This window comes from Rhodococcus sp. AC861 (assembly GCF_979256035.1).
Genome location: NZ_CEEDMW010000001.1, coordinates 998,882 through 1,015,352, shown reverse-complemented (window position 1 = coordinate 1,015,352; position 16,471 = coordinate 998,882). Strand labels below are relative to the sequence as shown.

Annotated in this window: 17 protein-coding genes; 12 read left to right on the top strand and 5 right to left on the bottom strand. The window is 65.7% G+C overall.

Going from position 1 to position 16,471, the window contains the following annotated elements; all coding sequences use genetic code 11:
* Positions 1-52: 52 nt before the first annotated feature.
* Positions 53-1,435, top strand: a complete 1,383-nt coding sequence (locus AC0IX4_RS04870; RefSeq protein ID WP_471828237.1) for an MFS transporter — start codon at positions 53-55, stop codon at positions 1,433-1,435.
* A 23-nt stretch (positions 1,436-1,458) separates the two neighbouring features.
* Here AC0IX4_RS04870 and AC0IX4_RS04865 read toward each other — a convergent pair whose 3' ends face one another.
* Together AC0IX4_RS04865 and AC0IX4_RS04860 are read right to left on the bottom strand one after the other, a co-directional pair.
* A complete protein-coding gene (locus tag AC0IX4_RS04865) occupies positions 1,459-1,998 on the bottom strand; it encodes a winged helix-turn-helix transcriptional regulator (RefSeq protein WP_231568663.1) in 540 nt (179 codons plus the stop codon).
* A gap of 138 nt (positions 1,999-2,136) precedes the next feature.
* Positions 2,137-3,369 (bottom strand): oxidoreductase, encoded by a 1,233-nt coding sequence (locus AC0IX4_RS04860; protein WP_471828236.1) that lies wholly within the window; start codon positions 3,367-3,369, stop codon positions 2,137-2,139.
* A 243-nt stretch (positions 3,370-3,612) separates the two neighbouring features.
* Between AC0IX4_RS04860 and AC0IX4_RS04855 the strand changes: the two genes are divergently transcribed.
* The 7 genes from AC0IX4_RS04855 to AC0IX4_RS04825 all read left to right on the top strand — a co-directional run bounded on the left by AC0IX4_RS04855 (position 3,613) and on the right by AC0IX4_RS04825 (position 9,165).
* Positions 3,613-4,548 carry an SDR family oxidoreductase gene (locus AC0IX4_RS04855; protein ID WP_471828235.1) on the top strand — a complete coding sequence of 312 codons (936 nt, stop codon included), beginning with the start codon at positions 3,613-3,615 and terminating at the stop codon, positions 4,546-4,548.
* Positions 4,549-4,594: 46 nt separating this feature from the next.
* Entirely contained in the window at positions 4,595-4,999 is a 405-nt protein-coding gene (locus tag AC0IX4_RS04850; RefSeq protein WP_471828234.1) for a hypothetical protein, read from the top strand.
* 99 nt (positions 5,000-5,098) lie between these two features.
* Positions 5,099-6,415 (top strand): MFS transporter, encoded by a 1,317-nt coding sequence (locus tag AC0IX4_RS04845; RefSeq protein ID WP_471828233.1) that lies wholly within the window; start codon positions 5,099-5,101, stop codon positions 6,413-6,415.
* A 139-nt stretch (positions 6,416-6,554) separates the two neighbouring features.
* Positions 6,555-7,241, top strand: a complete 687-nt coding sequence (locus tag AC0IX4_RS04840) for a hypothetical protein (protein WP_056070661.1) — start codon at positions 6,555-6,557, stop codon at positions 7,239-7,241.
* 63 nt (positions 7,242-7,304) lie between these two features.
* Entirely contained in the window at positions 7,305-7,670 is a 366-nt protein-coding gene (locus AC0IX4_RS04835; RefSeq protein WP_471828232.1) for an ArsR/SmtB family transcription factor, read from the top strand.
* The gene (gene arsB / locus AC0IX4_RS04830; RefSeq protein ID WP_042574422.1) at positions 7,667-8,755 is read left to right on the top strand and encodes an ACR3 family arsenite efflux transporter; all 1,089 of its coding nucleotides are present in this window, start codon (positions 7,667-7,669) and stop codon (positions 8,753-8,755) included. Before AC0IX4_RS04835 ends, arsB begins: the two co-directional genes overlap by 4 nt.
* A complete protein-coding gene (locus tag AC0IX4_RS04825) occupies positions 8,755-9,165 on the top strand; it encodes an arsenate-mycothiol transferase ArsC (RefSeq protein ID WP_042574421.1) in 411 nt (136 codons plus the stop codon). Before arsB ends, AC0IX4_RS04825 begins: the two co-directional genes overlap by 1 nt.
* A gap of 79 nt (positions 9,166-9,244) precedes the next feature.
* On the opposite strand, the gene AC0IX4_RS04820 is transcribed toward AC0IX4_RS04825, so the two are convergent.
* The gene (locus AC0IX4_RS04820) at positions 9,245-9,700 is read right to left on the bottom strand and encodes a MarR family winged helix-turn-helix transcriptional regulator (RefSeq protein WP_471828231.1); all 456 of its coding nucleotides are present in this window, start codon (positions 9,698-9,700) and stop codon (positions 9,245-9,247) included.
* A 61-nt stretch (positions 9,701-9,761) separates the two neighbouring features.
* Between AC0IX4_RS04820 and AC0IX4_RS04815 the strand changes: the two genes are divergently transcribed.
* Positions 9,762-10,133 carry a VOC family protein gene (locus AC0IX4_RS04815; RefSeq protein ID WP_471828230.1) on the top strand — a complete coding sequence of 124 codons (372 nt, stop codon included), beginning with the start codon at positions 9,762-9,764 and terminating at the stop codon, positions 10,131-10,133.
* 27 nt (positions 10,134-10,160) lie between these two features.
* Here the strand turns inward: AC0IX4_RS04815 and AC0IX4_RS04810 are convergent, their stop codons facing one another.
* On the bottom strand, positions 10,161-12,512 hold the full coding sequence (locus tag AC0IX4_RS04810; protein WP_471828229.1) for a transketolase-like TK C-terminal-containing protein: 2,352 nt from the start codon (positions 12,510-12,512) through the stop codon (positions 10,161-10,163).
* 197 nt (positions 12,513-12,709) lie between these two features.
* Positions 12,710-13,069 carry a cyclophilin-like fold protein gene (locus tag AC0IX4_RS04805; protein ID WP_471828228.1) on the bottom strand — a complete coding sequence of 120 codons (360 nt, stop codon included), beginning with the start codon at positions 13,067-13,069 and terminating at the stop codon, positions 12,710-12,712.
* Between the two features lie 329 nt (positions 13,070-13,398).
* Between AC0IX4_RS04805 and AC0IX4_RS04800 the strand changes: the two genes are divergently transcribed.
* The 3 genes from AC0IX4_RS04800 to AC0IX4_RS04790 all read left to right on the top strand — a co-directional run bounded on the left by AC0IX4_RS04800 (position 13,399) and on the right by AC0IX4_RS04790 (position 16,434).
* On the top strand, positions 13,399-14,607 hold the full coding sequence (locus AC0IX4_RS04800) for an MFS transporter (RefSeq protein ID WP_231568662.1): 1,209 nt from the start codon (positions 13,399-13,401) through the stop codon (positions 14,605-14,607).
* A gap of 26 nt (positions 14,608-14,633) precedes the next feature.
* The gene (locus tag AC0IX4_RS04795; RefSeq protein WP_471828227.1) at positions 14,634-15,293 is read left to right on the top strand and encodes an SDR family NAD(P)-dependent oxidoreductase; all 660 of its coding nucleotides are present in this window, start codon (positions 14,634-14,636) and stop codon (positions 15,291-15,293) included.
* A gap of 94 nt (positions 15,294-15,387) precedes the next feature.
* A complete protein-coding gene (locus tag AC0IX4_RS04790) occupies positions 15,388-16,434 on the top strand; it encodes an NAD(P)-dependent alcohol dehydrogenase (protein WP_471828226.1) in 1,047 nt (348 codons plus the stop codon).
* Positions 16,435-16,471: the final 37 nt, after the last annotated feature.

Genomic DNA, 16,471 nt, shown 5'->3' with positions numbered 1-16,471 from the left:
GCCCCCGGCGGACACCACCTCGACACCCGTACCGAAGGACCGAAGACCCATCATGACGATTCCCGTGGAACCGACACCGCTTCGACCACGCACCCTCGGTGCGGACAACTCTGCGCTGGTGCCTCCACCGACCGACGCGAGACGCCGCGAGATCAGACGGGTCGTTCTGTCCAGCTATCTGGGCAGCACCATCGAGTACTACGACTTTCTTCTCTACGCCACATCCGCCGCCATCGTCTTCGCTCCCGTGTTCTTCTCCGACCTCTCACCCGTCGCGGGCACCATCGCGTCACTCGGCACCTTCGCGGCCGGTTATCTGGCACGGCCTCTGGGCGGAGCGATCTTCGGCCACTTCGGTGACAAGTACGGACGCAAATCGATGCTGCTGGTGTCGATGAGCGTGATGGGCGCGGCGTCGTTCCTGATCGGACTGGTTCCGCCGGCCACCGCCATCGGTTCCTGGGCAGCGATCATCCTGGTTCTGCTCCGCGTCCTGCAAGGCATCGCCATCGGCGGTGAATGGGGTGGCGCGACCTTGATGTCGCTCGAACACGTCGGTGGTCGAGGGCGGGGCTTCGCTGCCGCATTCACCAACGCAGGCGCACCGACCGGCTCGCTGCTGGGAACCCTCGCCCTCGCTCTCGTCGCGCTGCTTCCGGAGGACGACTTCCTCGCGTGGGGTTGGCGGATCCCGTTCCTCCTCTCCGCCGTCCTTCTCGCCGTCGGCCTGTTCGTTCGCAGCAGGGTCTCCGAGAGTCCCGTGTTCCGCGAGGCACTCGAACGCAGTGCGGCACAGGCTGCGGGAGCGCGTGCGGCCGCGCCGATCGTGAGCATTCTCCGTCGCCCGCGCAATCTGATCCTCGTCGCCGGCGGGTGCATGGCCAGCGTCGCCATTCAGATCATGTTCGCCACCTTCGCCATCGGTCACGCCACGAAGTCCGGGGTGGCCCGGTCGGACGTCCTGCTCGGTTTCGCCCTGTGCCAGTTCGTGGCAATCTTCGCTCTTCTCGGTTTCGCCCGACTGTCCGACCGTGTCGGCCGTCGACCGGTGATGCTCGCCGGGCTCGGCGTGTTCGCGGTGGTGATCTTCCCGGTGCTCGCGATGCTGTCCTCCGGAAGCGCACTGCTGGTGACACTGGCCTTCGTGCTCGGTTTCAGCCTCGTCCAGTCCGCGACGTTCGGCCCGATGGCGGCATACATCGCCGAGCAGTTCGGCACGTCCGCGCGGTACACCGGCGCGTCGCTGGGGTACCAGGCCGCCACGCTGCTGGGTGCAGGATTCACTCCGGTGATCCTGGTGTCTCTTCAAGCCGCCGCGAACGGTTCGACATTCCTGGTGGGCCTTTACATGATCGGCCTCGCCGTCGTCAGCGCAGTGTTCATCGCACTGTCGAAGGAGAGCAAGGACCGGGATCTGGACACGTACGAGCACTGACCGACGCTCCTATCCGCCCCCGACTACGACGTCGGGGGCGGTTCGTGTGCGCCGTGCTCGGCGGTCTGATCGAAACGCGTCCGGGCACAGTCGATCTCATCGGTGTGCCGGAGTCCCCAGTCGATCAGGTTCACTACGAGATCGGACAACTCACAACCCAGCGGAGTCAGGGTGTACTCGACGTGCCTGCGCGCGCCGGCGATCACCGTCCGCGTGTACATGCCGTCACGCTCGAGCATGCGCAGATTGTGGGTCAGCATCTTCTGGGACAGAGGGTGTGTGGGATCCAACGTGTCGAGCAGCCGGCGCATGGCCGAGGGGCGTAGCGCGCCGACGCGCGAGATCACCAGAAGCCAGTTCCGCCAGTAATTTCCGACATGCCCGACGATGCCCACCACCGGCACATTTCTATTCCTGTCGAACTCGGTGAGCACGGAGGCGAGACTTCGGAACAAGTCCTCGGTCTCCTCGGAAGGTGCGGACACGCCGCGAAGTACGAGTGCGATGTCCTCCATGATGATGTCCACGGGTGACGCGTCACCGGGGACTGCGTCGACGCCCACGGGTCGGCCCTCCTCATGTATCCGTCCGCACAGTACCGCGAACGCAGCCACGTTCTCGCGTATTCGTCACACGGATCGACGAGCCGCACACCATGGTGCGGCTCGTCGACCGGTCAGCGCCTCGGGTCTCTACCGCCGTCAGCGAGCTGGAACGTCGCTGTCGCCTTTCCTGGACTGGTCGACGAGTTGCCCCTCGTGCGAATAGCTTTCGTACGCCTCGGCGAGGTCTCGGTATTTCCTGAACTCGCGCAGGCCGTCGTAATCACCGCGGCGCACACGGTCGACGAAGTCGGGGTTCGATATCTGGGCGCGCCCGACGCCGATCATGTCGAAGTCGCCGGCCTCCAGGCCCTGACGCACTCGGACGACGTCGTCCTCGACCTGAAGGAGCGGGTCCTTGTCATCGAAGACGTCGCTCGCCAGATCGGTGGACAAACCGACACTTCCGATGGTCATGACCGGAAGGTCGGTCATGGCCTTCACCCATGCTGCGACGCTCCTGCGCGGGTCCAACTCGGGCCACCCCGGAGTGTCGAATCGCCGCGCCGAGATGTGGAAGACGTTGGCGCCCGCCTGCTCCATGCGCTCGAGGAACGGTCCGAAGTCGTCCGGGTGCTGCGCAATCTTCGCTCCGTAGTCCACTTCCTTCCATTGTGAGAATCGCACCGAGACGATGAAGTCGGGTCCTGTCGCCGCGCGGATAGCTGCGATGATCTCGGCGGGATAGGTTGCGCGCTCGGCAAGTGTGTCGCCACCGTACTCGTCGGTGCGAATGTTGCTCTCGTGCCACAAGAACAGGTCGAGGAGGTACCCGTGTGCGCAGTGGAGCTCGATCCCGTGTGCACCGAGACTCTGCGCGATCCGGGCGCTGTCCACGTAGGCGTTCTTGGTGTCCTCGAGGTCCCGTCGAGTCATGGCGACACCGTTCGGCCGTCCCTCCTGGATGAGGCCAGACGGGCTCCACGCGGGATGATCAGGATAGGGGTTCTCGATGCTGTCGACGACGAGGCGCAAGGCTCCGGGGTGCCACAGCTGCATGAGCACCACGACGTCTCCGGTGCCCAGCACCTCGCGAACCACGAGACCCCAGTCGTCGGCGGTGTCGCGGCCCAGGATGCTGAACGCCGGCTGCCAGTATCCCGCAGGATGTTCCGGCGCTGCCCCCTCCGTGATGATGACCCCCGGCCCCTGCTCGGCAGTGGTTCGGAGTGTCGTCGCCATTCCCGCCGTCGGCCGATAGCCACGCGATCCTCGCTGCATCGCCGGCAGATAGAACCGATTGCGAACGGGTGTCATGTTGAGCACGAGTGGCGAGAAGAGTGGGTCCGTCGCGGTCGGTTCCGGATCAAGGAGAATCGAATTCTGTTGCATGCGCCTGCCTTTCGAAGATCACTGAGACGCTCGTCACATTATGTCCGTCACGTTTGCCGTGACAATCGGGCACTTTTTCGTTCCCGATCGCCCCCGCCTCGTCGGGCATCCACATGACAAGCGGCTATGCACGTCGGGCATGCCTCGGATGAAGTACGTGGTGTTGCCCGGGTCACTCGCCGACGTCACGCTTGGTGCTCGGCACAAACACTCGGCCCGCACAACCAATCGATGGAGGAAGTCGTGACCCGGATCGTCATCAGTGGAGCATCGGGCGACCTGGGACGCCGGGTCACGCAGCAACTCCTCGAGGCGGACCCGGGTCGAGAGCTGACCCTGGTCACGCGCACCCCCTCGAGCATCAGCGTCGAAGGGCCCGGCGTCAGCGTGCGTCCGGGCGACTTCGAGAGGCCCGAGCTGTTCGACGAGGCATATCGCGGAGGCGATGTCCTTCTCCTCATCAGTGGCTTGAACCTCGGTCGTCGCACTGTCGAGCATCGCACTGCTGTCGACGCCGCCCAACGAGCCGGTATCCGCCACATCGTCTACACCTCCGTGGGCGGCGTGCAGCCAGGTAGTCCCGCACTGTCGGCGATCGATCACTACGAGACGGAGCGCGATCTCCGCACGAGCCGACTGGCGTACACGATCCTCCGCAACTCCCTGTACGCCGAGATCGTCGGCGCCATCTGGTTGGCCCCCGCCGCCCGCGAGGGTGTTCTCGAGATGGCCACCGGGCACGGGTCGTTGGCCCCGGTGTCGAAGGCCGACGTCGCCCGTGTTGCCACCGCCGTCCTGGAAGACCCGACCGAACACGCCGGCGCGGTGTACGAGATCACCGGACCGGAGCTGCTGTCCATGTCCGACATCGTGCGCCTGGGAGCGGAAGCGTTCGAGACACCCATCGAGTACCGGGCGGTCTCGGAGGAACAGCGGCTCGCCTATTTCGATTCGGTCGGGCTGCCGCGAACGTACGACCCCTCGATGCCGCCCAACGCGGAGGGCCATCGGTGGGCGAGCGACGAACTCGTGTCGGCAGATCTGGCAATTGCCGGCGGGTATCAGTCGATTCTGTCCGGCCATGTCGAACAGATCACGGGTCGAGCACCGGCATCACTTCGGTCCGTGCTCGACACCGTCAAGGACGTCCGGTACGACCGCATCGGGTCGATGGTGTGACGGCGCTCGACCCTTACGGCTGCAATTTCGGAGGAGAGGGATCTTCTTGCCACACATAGCGATCGAGTACACCGACAACGTGTCCGACCTGCTGGACGCGACGGGGTTGGTCGATGCGATGCATGCGACGGCCCAGCGACTGGGCGTCTTCCCGCACTGGGGCATCAGGACATTCGCGACAGCCGTCGAGACATCGCGGATAGCCGACGACGCCGTCGGTGGGCCGAATGGATATGTCCACGTCCGCATCAAGATCGCAGCCGGTCGTGACGAGGCCACCACTGGACGGATTGTCGAGGAGTTCCATCGGACCTTGTCCGCGCACCTGGTGGACCTGTGTGCCGATCGGCCCGTGGGTTTCCAGTTGGAAATCTTCGAGTTCGATCCGGCGAAGACGCGGTCGGGTGGAAGTATCGCGGGGTCGCCGACTCGGACGACACCGACTTACTGACCATGGCCTTCTGCCTGACGTCTCACACCCGCCGGACTTCCGATCACCTCGAGCGCAAAGGGTGACCGAGGGGCCATCGGTACGTCAGTGTCGGATTACATGACCGCTCTCACCGAATCGGCCTCGCTCGAATCCGAAGTCGACCGGCGCAAGCGACTCCGCACGGTGATCGCATCGAGCCTGCTGGGCACCACTGTCGAGTGGTACGACTTCTTCCTCTACGCCACGGCTGCCGGCCTGGTGTTCAATAGGCTGTTCTTCCCCGACCAGTCCTCGTTCGTCGGAACCATGCTCTCGTTCGCCACGTTCGCTGTCGGTTTCGTCGTGCGCCCCATCGGGGGACTCGTCTTCGGATACTTCGGTGACCGCATCGGCCGCAAGAAGACCTTGGCGTTGTCGATGCTCATCATGGGTGTCGCGACCACCCTGATGGGTGTGTTGCCGACGACAGCGGACGTCGGCCTGCTGGCCCCGGTTCTGTTGTTGCTGCTGCGAATCGCGCAGGGATTCGCCCTCGGCGGAGAGTGGGCGGGTGCGGTGCTCCTGGCGGTAGAGCACAGTCCGGCCCGGAAGCGCGGCCTGTTCGGCAGTATCCCGCAGATAGGCCTCGCCCTCGGACTCGCTCTCGGTACCGCGATGTTCGCCGTGCTGCAGGTGGTATTCGACGACGAGCAGTTCCTGTCCTACGGATGGCGCATCGCGTTCCTGTTCAGCCTGGTGCTGGTGATCGTCGGTCTGGTCGTACGCCTGAAAGTGGAGGAGACGCCGGCCTTCCGTGAGGTCTCCGATCTCCAACAGCGTTCGAGCGCGCCGATCAAGGAGGTGTTCTCTCGACGTCACGGGCGGAACACCGTGCTGGGGTTGCTGTCGAGATGGGGCGAGGGCGCGGCTTTCAACACCTGGGGAGTCTTCGCGATCACCTACGCGACGACGCAACTGAAGTTCGACAAGGTGTCGGTGCTGTTGGTGGTCACCGTGGCGGCCGTGGTGATGGCACTGCTCATTCCCGTGTCCGGTCTGCTCGTCGACAGAGTCGGCGCGAGAAGGATGTACCTCGTCGGCATCGCGACGTACGGGCTGGCGGTGTTCCCCGTGTTCGCCCTCTTCGACACCGGCAACTTGTGGTTGTTCGGAGTCGGCCTGGTGCTGGTGTTCGGCATCGTGCACGCGACGTTCTACGGAGCTCAGGGCACCCTCTACGCCGGCCTCTATCCGACCGAGATCCGGTACACCGGGCTGTCGGTGGTCTACCAGTTCTCCGGCATCTACGCCTCCGGAGTGACCCCACTCGTCCTCACCGCCCTGATCGCCGCGGCAGGCGGATCACCGTGGTTGGCGTGCGGATTCCTCGCCGGCACGTCGGTGATCAGCGTCATCGCCACGGCACTGATCCGCAAGGACGATCTGTACTTGTAGCCGGCTCGAGCGCCCCGACCTCTCCCGGCAGTGTGACCGCGCATTCGGTGTAGAAGCTCTGTTACCGGGTACAGAAGGAGTGGCGAGTTCTCCCTCAGCTGCGGTCTGCACAGGCCGGATTCCCGTGAAGGGCTCGCCCATGGATTTCGACGACACACTCCTCCGAGGTCTCGGCGGAGCCGTCACACCGCAGACGTGGATCGGTGAATGCCTGCGGGTCCATTCCGCCGACGGCGCCGCGGTCGTCGCCGAAGGAAGCCCGGACGACGCCGGAACTCGCGCGGTCACCTACACCACCGATGACACAGCTGCCGCAGTCGCCGACCTCCAGTACGCGGTGGGTATCGGCCCGCACGCCGAATCCATGGCGGACGGCCGACCCCATGCCGCTCATGTCCACGACACTCGGGACTGCGACCGGTGGATGACCCTTGTCGACGAACTTCACAGACTCGGAGTCGTTGCCGTCCGCACATTCCCGATCGGTCCCCCGTCGCGGCCGCTGGGCACGCTGCAGATGCACTGGTGCACCGGTTCGGCGTCGGAGGTGGACACCACCGCCGTCGCGGTCGTCATCTCCCGTCGACTCGAACTGCTCACTCCCCGACTCTCCCCCCTGCGTGACCGCGTCGTTGTCGACGCCGTGCTCGACAGCACCGACGACGGTTTCGACCACGGCACCGTCAACATGGCCATCGGGGTTCTCATGGCCCGACACAGTCTTGCGCCGTCGGCCGCTGCCGCGATGCTGCGTGCCGACGCCTACAGCAACGCGGATTCCGTCACTGGCCGCGCCCGCGCTCTCCTCGATGCCCTCGACGAGTGACCCTGAGCGCGGGGGCAGCTCGCGTGAATTGACCCCTGTATCGCCATCGGTCAATATAGACAGATGTCGAAACAGCAGCCGTCCGCGGCGACAGCCGGAACCGAATGCTGCATTCCGCTGGTCCATGAGCCGCTGTCCGCGGACTCGGCTGCCGACCTGTCCCGGATGTTCAAGGCGTTGGGCGACCCTGCGCGGTTGCGTCTGCTGAGCGTCGTCGCCAGCCACGAGGGCGGCGAAGCATGCGTGTGCGACATCTCCGACTCCTTCGACCTGTCGCAGCCCACCATCTCGCACCATCTGAAAGTACTCAGAGAAGCCGGCCTGCTGGACTGCGAGCGACGAGGCACATGGGTGTACTACTGGATCGTTCCTGCTGCCATGCAGCAACTCTCGACGATCCTCTCGTCCGAGAACCTGGTCACCGCATGAGCAGCTCGGCAGCTACCTCCGACCGCCCTGCCGTCGTCGGGAAGTTGTCCACCCTCGACCGATTCCTCCCGGCGTGGATCGGCGTCGCCATGGTCGTCGGACTCTTGCTCGGACGACTGATCCCCGGGATGAACGACGCGCTGTCGTCCATCTCCGTCGACGGCGTCTCCCTACCGATCGCGATCGGCCTGCTGATCATGATGTACCCGGTACTGGCCAAGGTCCGTTACGACCGGCTCGACACGGTCACCGGCGACAAGAAGCTCTTGCTCGGTTCCCTGGCTCTGAACTGGATTCTCGGCCCGGCGTTGATGTTCGCGCTCGCCTGGCTGTTCCTGCCCGACCTGCCGGAGTACCGCACCGGGCTCATCATCGTCGGCCTCGCCCGCTGCATCGCGATGGTCATCATCTGGAACGACCTCGCCTGCGGCGACCGCGAGGCCGCCGCCGTTCTCGTAGCGATCAACTCGGTGTTCCAGGTGATCATGTTCGCCGTCCTCGGCTGGTTCTACCTGTCCGTCCTTCCCGGCTGGCTCGGCCTCGACCAGACCACTATCGAGGCATCCCCCTGGCAGATCGCGAAGTCGGTCCTGATCTTCCTGGGCATCCCCCTGATCGCCGGATTCGCCTCGCGGTATTTCGGCGAACGCGCCAAGGGCCGCGACTGGTACGAGACCTCGTTCATCCCGAAGATCAGCCCCTGGGCGCTCTACGGCCTGCTGTTCACCATCGTCGTCCTGTTCGCCCTGCAGGGCGACCGCATCACCTCCCAGCCCCTCGACGTCGTCCGCATCGCCGTCCCGCTGCTCGTCTACTTCGCGGTGATGTGGGGCGGCGGATACGCCCTCGGCGCAGCCATGGGCCTGGGCTACGAACGCACCACCACGCTGGCATTCACCGCGGCGGGCAACAACTTCGAACTCGCCATCGCCGTCGCGATCGCCACCTACGGGGCCACCTCCGGCCAAGCGCTCGCCGGGGTCGTCGGACCGCTGATCGAGGTGCCCGTCCTGGTGGGACTCGTCTACGTCTCACTGGCACTGCGTAAACGGTTCTCACACACCCCGCGGACGAAGGAATCGTGATGTCCGACAAGCCCAGTGTGTTGTTCGTGTGCGTGAAGAACGGCGGCAAATCGCAGATGGCCGCAGGCCTGATGCGCACGCTCGCTCGCGGCGACGTAGAGGTGCATTCCGCGGGCACCGCTCCCGGTAGCTCCGTCAATGCTCTGTCGGCACAGGCACTGCTCGAGGTCGGTGTCGATCTGGCCGGTGAGCATCCCAAGCCGATCGACCCGGACCTGTTGTCCCGCATGGACTACGTAGTCACCCTCGGCAGCGAAGCGACGATCGACCCGGTCGAGGGACCGACCTATCTGAACTGGGACACCGACGAGCCGTCCGAGCGCGGCATCGACGGGATCGACCGTATGCGGCTCGTGCGCGACGACATCGCCCACCGGGTCGACGATCTCGCCGCACGACTTCGGGGCTGAATTCGCCGGTGTAGCGGCGGTGACGATCACTGACGGCGACTCGACATGGAGCGCATCCATGTCACCGGGTGCATCCGAGTTATTCGGCGCCTCGGTCATGCAATCCGTGGACGATGTGTCGTAGGCCGTCGAGCACGCCCTGCCGCTCGGCATCGGTCATGCCGGACAGCATGTCGACCTCGACCGACCGGACGGCCGCGCTCGCCTCCTCGAGGCGCCGCCGACCGCGAGCGGTCAATCGGGTCGGAAGCGCTCGTCCGGCGGGCGCTTCCGATGGTCGGGTCACGAGCCCCTCCCGTTCGAGGGTCTGCAGCAGCACGTTCATCGATTGCCGCGTCACGAACGCCCCGCGCGCCAGCTCAGAGTTGGACAGCCCCGGTCTCTGCGCCAACAGCTCGAGACACGAATAACGCGTCACCGTCATATCGAGCGGTCCGAGCACGTCGTCCATCGCCGCCCGAAGCGCACTCGCCGCTTCTTTGAGCAGATAGCCCACGGACGTCCGGAGGTCGATTCCCTCTCCGTCTTGACTCATGTCAGCATCCTGACATACGGTCCCTCATGTCAGATAACTGACATACCGAAAGGACATCTCGATGACCGTCACCGGGCCTGATTTCATCTCACTCCAAGTACGCGATCTCGACACGTCGAGGACCTTCTACGAGCAGTACCTCGGCATGGTCCGATCGCCGACCGGCCCCCCACATGCTGTCGTCTTCCAGACGACGCCGATCGCGTTCGCGCTGCGCGACATCGTTTCCGGTACCGATCTCGCCTCCGCTGCTCAGCCTGGCATCGGCGCCGCGATCTGGTTGCACGCCGACGACGTACAGGCAATTCACGACGCCATGCTCGACGACGGCCACACCATCGTGTCCGCGCCTGTCGACGGACCCTTCGGCCGGACATTCACCTTCGCCGACCCCGACGGCTACCGGATCACTCTGCACGACCGCGCCGAGTGACCGACCCTGCCGTGGTGACGTGCGCTGTCAGCGCCCCGTGACGTCGAGCGCGGCGCGCACGATCGAGTCGGTGTCGATGCGGTGGTGTCGGTACACCTCGTCGAGTGAGCCGACCTGCCCGAAGTCGCTGACTCCCAACGATGTCGACGCCACCCGATTGACGGTAGCCAGGAACGCGAGCGTGTGCGGGTGGCCGTCGAGGACGGTCACGATCGGTGTGGCGCGCTCCGCCGGCAGCAGCTGATCGAGGATCCACGTCTCCGCCTCGAGGTGCCCCTGCCGCGCCTGCACCGCCCGATACAGCTCCCCCGGACTGGTGATGCACAGGACGTCGGCGACCAGCCCGATCTGCTCGAGCCGCTCCGCCGCCGCGAGGGCCTCGGTCATCATCGCGCCCATCGCGGCGATCGTCACCGCGGCACCGTCCCGCCGTACCAGCGGGTATCCCCCGGCGACCACCTGCCGTCGACGACGCTCTCGCGCAGCAGGATCGGCCGGAACATTCGCCATGCTCTGGTCGACCGGCCTGGTCGACAGTCGCAGATACGCCGACGTGCCGCCGGGGCGCCCCAACCGCCCGATCGCCGCCAGGAGAGTCCACTCGACGTCGATCGCGAACGCCGGTTCCCAGCTCACACACCCGGGCTGCTCCAACCCGATCGACGGCGTCTTGATCGACTGATGCGCACCACCTTCCGCGGCCAGCGTCACCCCCGACGGGGTGCCGACGAGGATCGATTGTCCGCCCGCGTAGATGCCGTACGACCACGGTTCGAGAGCGCGTTCGACGAACGGGTCGTACATGACTCCGATCGGGAACAGCGGCTGACCCCACCGGCTCCACGTCGCACCGAGCTCACCCATCAACCCGACGAGGTTGGTCTCGGCGATACCCAGCTCCATGTGCTGCCCGGTCGGCGCTTCACGCCAGTGCATGATCGTCTCGGCATCGTCACCGAACCAGTCGTGGCGCTCCGAGGACGACCACACTCCGACCTTGTTCACCCAGCCGCCGAGGTTGGTGGTGGAGCTGACGTCCGGGCTGACGGTCACCACACGTCGGGCGGCCTCTGGCGCCGCCCTGGTCAGATCGAGAAGGACACGCCCCAGAGCTGCCTGCGTCGTCGCCGTTCCCTTCGGCGTCCGCCCGATGTCGGTCGGGACCGCGGGGGGCCGAGAGGACGGCACAGGGTCGCGGCGCAGGCGTTCGGCCACCTGCGAGCACAGTTCACCGGCGGAGGTGTCGGAAGGGAAACGGGCCCAGGGCGATTCCGGGTTCTCGCCCTGTGTCGCGGCGAGCGCGGCGTACTCCTCCACGGTCAGCAGGGACGAATGGTTCTGCGGGTGACCCTGCGTCGGCAATCCGAAGCCCTTGACGGTGTACGCGATGATCACCGTCGGTCGTGTGTCGTCGATACGCGCGTAGGCGGCGCGCAGCGCGTCGAGATCGTGTCCGCCGAGGTTGCGGATGGATTCGGTGAGCATGGTGTCGTCGACGTCGGCGATCAGCTCGGCGATGGCGGGGGCGTCGTCCCCACTGCCGGGCAGCCGGGTGCGCAGCTCGTCCGCGGAGCAGCGCAGCAGACGCTGGTATTCCGGGTTGGGCATGTCGACGATGCGTCGACGCAGTGCGTCACCACCGGAACGGGCGAACAGGTCCTCGAGCAAGCGTCCGAATGTGACGGTGATGACCTGCCAGCCGGCGGCGTCGAACATCTTCTCCAGCCGACGCGCCGCGAAGTTCGGGACCACGCGGTCGAGCGACTGCCGGTTCAGGTCGACGATCCACACGATCTCCCCGAGTTCCGCGATACCCGGATCGATCACCGCCTCCCACACAGCGCCCTCGTCGAGTTCGGCGTCGCCGACGAGTGAGTACTGCCGACCCCGGAAACCCTCGGCGGCGGCCGTGTCGTCGTCCCCGAAGGCAGCGTCGACGTAGCGACGCGACATCGCACCCCAGATAGGTGCCGTCGCACCGATTCCCACCGACCCGGTGGAGTAGTCGACAGTATCGGGGTCCTTGGCGCGCGAGGGGTACGACTGCAAGCCGCCGTAGGAGCGCAGCGTCGTCAAGTACTTCTCGTCCAGCTCACCGAGGAGATAGTTGATCGCGTGCAGCACCGGAGATGCGTGCGGTTTGACCGACACGCGATCCCCGGGCTGCAACTGCTCGAACCACAGGGACGTCATGATCGAGACCATCGACGCGCAGGAGGCTTGGTGGCCTCCGACCTTCAGCCCACTCGGGTTCGGACGAATTCGATTGGCGTGATGGATGATCGACGTCGACAGCCACAGCACCTTCTCGGCGACGGTGCGGAGGTCGTCGTCCGTACCGTGTGCCGAGCGGCGGTCGGCGGGACTGATGCTGGTCATAACCGTGCTCCTGAGGTGGTATCGAAAGGGTGAGGCGACGCCTCGGCCTTCGGATCGCGAAGCACCTGGAGTCACTGGCGGGTGGGTGACTGCGCTCAGTCGACCAGAGCTGATCGAGCTGCACAAGAGCGATGCAGGAAAGTGAGCAGAATGCTCGAGTGTGCCGGTTCATGCCAGGGTGACGACGCGCGGCGTGCTCAGCTCTCCCCAGCGGACAGGGTCACCGTCGCCGCGTTGCCCGCCGAAGCGACCACGTCGACGCCCGACGGATCCATCGCCCCGAGAATCACGATGCCGGGGAAGTAGCTCTGATCGCCGTAGTACAGAACGAAGTCCTCGGACGGCGCGTAGTAGCCGATGTCACCCGGCACCGGATCAGCGCCGTCCGGCGCCCCCTCGGTCGTCAACGCCGCGGACATCGGACCCGTCTTCTCCACTCCTCCGTGGTCGGACATGGTGACGGTCACCGGTAGCCGGGCTGCAAGATCGCGAGCGGCCGCACTCTCGTTCAGTGTCCCGGTGACCGTGGTGCCTCGGACGTCGATCGTGATGCGCACGGCGACTCCGTTCTGTTGTTCGGTTGCTGCTTCCGTGCTTCCTGCCGTGGTTGTGGTCGGACCTGTACTGCCACCACCACATCCGGCCGGCAGGGCGAACACCGATACCAGAGCGCAGGAGGACAGGAGTCTTCTCATCGTTCGTACCTCGTCACGTCGGCAAGCTGGAATGTCCTCGGAACGCTAGGGACTGAATCGATGCGGTGGGAGTCCCTACGAGGGAACCCCTGACTGGGGTTCCCTCCCAGTGCCTCGTTGATCCGATCGGCTCCGGTTACGGTCGTTTCCGACCCACGATACCGTCCGCATCCGAAAGTGAAGCTCTCCCTGTGTCTTCCACCGCACGACAACCCCTTCCCTTTCTCGTCTCCGTGTTGGCGATGGGCACGTTCCTCATGGGCACGTCGGAATTCGTCGTGGCCGGGCTGCTACCCGACATCGCCACCGACCTTGCCGTCGACATCTCCGACGCAGGACTTCTGGTCACCGCATTCGCGATAGGCATGATCGCCACACCGCTGGTCGCGGTGGCCGCTCTGAAGATCCCCGAGCGCACCACGCTCCTCGTGTCACTGGCCGTGTTCGCCGCAGGCCATGTCGTCGTCGCCCTCACCGACGACGTGACCGTCGTGCTCCTTGCCCGATTCGCGACTGCGCTCGTGACGGGTGCATTCTGGTCGATCGCCGCGTCCGTCGGTGCACGAGTATCCGGGCCCGACAATGCCGCTCGCGCAATCGGACTCGTCCTCAGCGGCGGCATCCTGGCCACTGTCATCGGAGTGCCTCTCGGATCCATCGCCGGACAGATCATGGGATGGCGTGGTCCGTTCTGGATACTCGCCGGCCTTGCCGTGCTCGCAGCCGTTCCGGTCGCACGGTTCGTTCCGGGTGGCCGCTCGTCCTCGACAGTGGTTCCGTTGCGCTCACAGCTCGCCTCGCTGACCTCCGGTCGACTCTGGATCGTCATGGCTGCGTGTGTCCTGGTCACCTCCGCCGTGATGTCCACCTACTCGTTCATCGCTCCCCTGCTCACCGAGCGATCGGGCCTCTCGGCAGAGCTGCTTCCGATCGGTCTGGCGATCTTCGGAGTCGGCGCCGTCACCGGGACGCTCGGCAGTGGACGCTTCGCCGACCGGGCGCCGTACGCCACCGCGCTGACCGGCGGCATCCTCGTCGTCGTGTCGCTCGGACTGCTCAGCCTGTTCTCGGAATTCACGGTCGCCTCGATCGCGCTTCTCGCCGTCGCGGGAATGGCCGGGCTGGGCATGAACCCCGTGCTCATGTCGATGGCGGTCCGATTCGCCGAGGGCGCACCCACCCTGGCTACCTCCCTGTGTACGTCGATGTTCAACCTGGGTACCGCAGTCGGCAGCTGGGTGACCGCGCACGCCATCAGCGGTAGCGGACCCGTCGCAGTGCCGATCGTCGGCACGGTGTTCGCGGCGGCGCTACTCGTTCCACTCGCTACCCTCGTAGTCGTCGACAGAAGTCGAGCAGCGAGCAGCCACGCGGTGACCGAGCACGCGAGCGTCCCGTGACCCCACCCCCGCCCACGAGGAGCACTATGACCACGATCGCCATCATCGGTGCAGGAGAAGGGCTCGGCGCAGCGGCGGCTCGCCGATTCGGGCTCGAAGGGTTCTCCGTCGCACTGATCTCCAGGAACCAGGACAACGTCGATCGCATCGCCGCTCGGCTGACCGACGAAGGGATCACGGCCCGCGGTTTCGCCGCCGATGTCCGGAACACGACATCGCTGACGGCAGCATTGTCGGACGCCGAGCAGCTCGGTCCGATCGAGGTGCTGCAGTACAGTCCGGTTCCTGCCAGGGAATTCATGAAGCCCGTTCTCGAGACCCGTGCCGAGGATCTGGTCGGTCCGGTCGAGTTCTCCATCTTCGGTCCCGTCACTGCTGTCACGCACGTCCTACCCGGTATGCGCGCACTGGGACGCGGCACCGTCCTGTTCGTCAACGGCGGCAGTGCCATTCGTCCGGGCGCTACCGTCACCGGCACATCCGTCGCCTTCGCGGGCGAGAGTGCCTACGCACAACTCCTGCACGATGCTCTCGTGCCCGAGGGCGTACACGTCGGTCAGCTGATCATTCCGCGGGGAATCGGAGCCGGTGAGCCGTCACACGAGCCTGCTGCCCTCGCCGAGTCCCTGTGGACCATCCACACCGAACGCGGGCAGTTCCGCACCCTCGCGGCGCCCCTCGACTGACCGGCCCCAGAACTCGTCGACTCGAGGGGCGCCCTGCCGGTACACCTCACGTCAGGGACTCCCTCGGCCTCGGCATCGGGTGTCGACTGGTCGTATGACTACTTCCGTGAAGGCCTACGCCGCCACCGCAGCCGATCAGCCGCTGTCCCCCACCACCATCGACCGCCGCGACGTCGGGCCCCACGACGTCCGCATCGACATCGCGTTCGCCGGGATCTGTCACTCCGACATCCACACCGCTCGAGGCGAATGGGGCCCGGTGCCGTACCCGCTCGTCGTCGGCCACGAGATAGCAGGAATCGTGGCCGAGATCGGCTCGGAGGTCACCGAGCACGCCGTGGGCGACCGCGTCGGCGTCGGCTGCATGGTCGGCTCGTGCGGCGAATGTGCCCAGTGCATCAAGGGATCGGAACAGTACTGCCTCGTCGGCAACATCCAGACGTACGGCAGCACGGACCGCGACGGCACCACCACCCAGGGCGGCTACTCCCAGCAGGTCGTCGTCACCGAGCATTTCGTCGTCAAAATCCCTGACGGCATCGAGCTCGACGCTGCGGCGCCGCTGCTGTGCGCCGGCATCACCACCTATTCTCCTCTCCGCCACTGGGGCGCCGGGCCCGGCAAGAAGGTCGCTGTCGTCGGAATGGGGGGACTCGGTCACATGGCCGTCAAGATCGCCCACGCCATGGGCGCCGAGGTCACCGTTCTGTCGCAGTCGCTGAAGAAGCAGGAGGACGGCCTCCGCTTGGGAGCCGACCACTACTTCGCGACCGGGGATCCCGAAACGTTCACCGCACTCGCCTCCACGTTCGACCTGATCATCAATACCGTCAGTGCCGCGATCGATCTGAATGCGCATCTGTCGTTGCTCGCTGTCGACGGGGCCATGGTCAACGTCGGCGCTCCTGCCGAGCCCCTGCCCGTGCAGATCTTCTCCCTCATCCCCTACCGACGGACGTTCGCAGGCTCTGCCATCGGCTCGATCGCCGAGACGCAGGAGATGCTCGACTTCTGCGCCGAGCACCACCTGGGGGCGGAGATCGAGGTCATCTCCGCCGACAGGATCAACGACGCGTGGGAGCGAGTACTCGCCTCGGACGTCCGCTACCGCTTCGTCATCGACACGGCGACGCTGGCCTGATCACCGCGGGAAAGGTGTACTCGTAGGGTCTCCCTCC

Coding starts and splice junctions, on each gene's coding strand:
- AC0IX4_RS04870 (WP_471828237.1), top strand. CDS start 53: ATGACGATTCCCGTGGAACCGACACCGCTTCGACCACGCACCCTCGGT.
- AC0IX4_RS04860 (WP_471828236.1), bottom strand. CDS start 3,369: ATGCAACAGAATTCGATTCTCCTTGATCCGGAACCGACCGCGACGGAC.
- AC0IX4_RS04845 (WP_471828233.1), top strand. CDS start 5,099: ATGACCGCTCTCACCGAATCGGCCTCGCTCGAATCCGAAGTCGACCGG.
- AC0IX4_RS04840 (WP_056070661.1), top strand. CDS start 6,555: ATGGATTTCGACGACACACTCCTCCGAGGTCTCGGCGGAGCCGTCACA.
- AC0IX4_RS04835 (WP_471828232.1), top strand. CDS start 7,305: ATGTCGAAACAGCAGCCGTCCGCGGCGACAGCCGGAACCGAATGCTGC.
- arsB (WP_042574422.1), top strand. CDS start 7,667: ATGAGCAGCTCGGCAGCTACCTCCGACCGCCCTGCCGTCGTCGGGAAG.
- AC0IX4_RS04825 (WP_042574421.1), top strand. CDS start 8,755: ATGTCCGACAAGCCCAGTGTGTTGTTCGTGTGCGTGAAGAACGGCGGC.
- AC0IX4_RS04820 (WP_471828231.1), bottom strand. CDS start 9,700: ATGAGTCAAGACGGAGAGGGAATCGACCTCCGGACGTCCGTGGGCTAT.
- AC0IX4_RS04815 (WP_471828230.1), top strand. CDS start 9,762: ATGACCGTCACCGGGCCTGATTTCATCTCACTCCAAGTACGCGATCTC.
- AC0IX4_RS04810 (WP_471828229.1), bottom strand. CDS start 12,512: ATGACCAGCATCAGTCCCGCCGACCGCCGCTCGGCACACGGTACGGAC.
- AC0IX4_RS04795 (WP_471828227.1), top strand. CDS start 14,634: ATGACCACGATCGCCATCATCGGTGCAGGAGAAGGGCTCGGCGCAGCG.
- AC0IX4_RS04790 (WP_471828226.1), top strand. CDS start 15,388: ATGACTACTTCCGTGAAGGCCTACGCCGCCACCGCAGCCGATCAGCCG.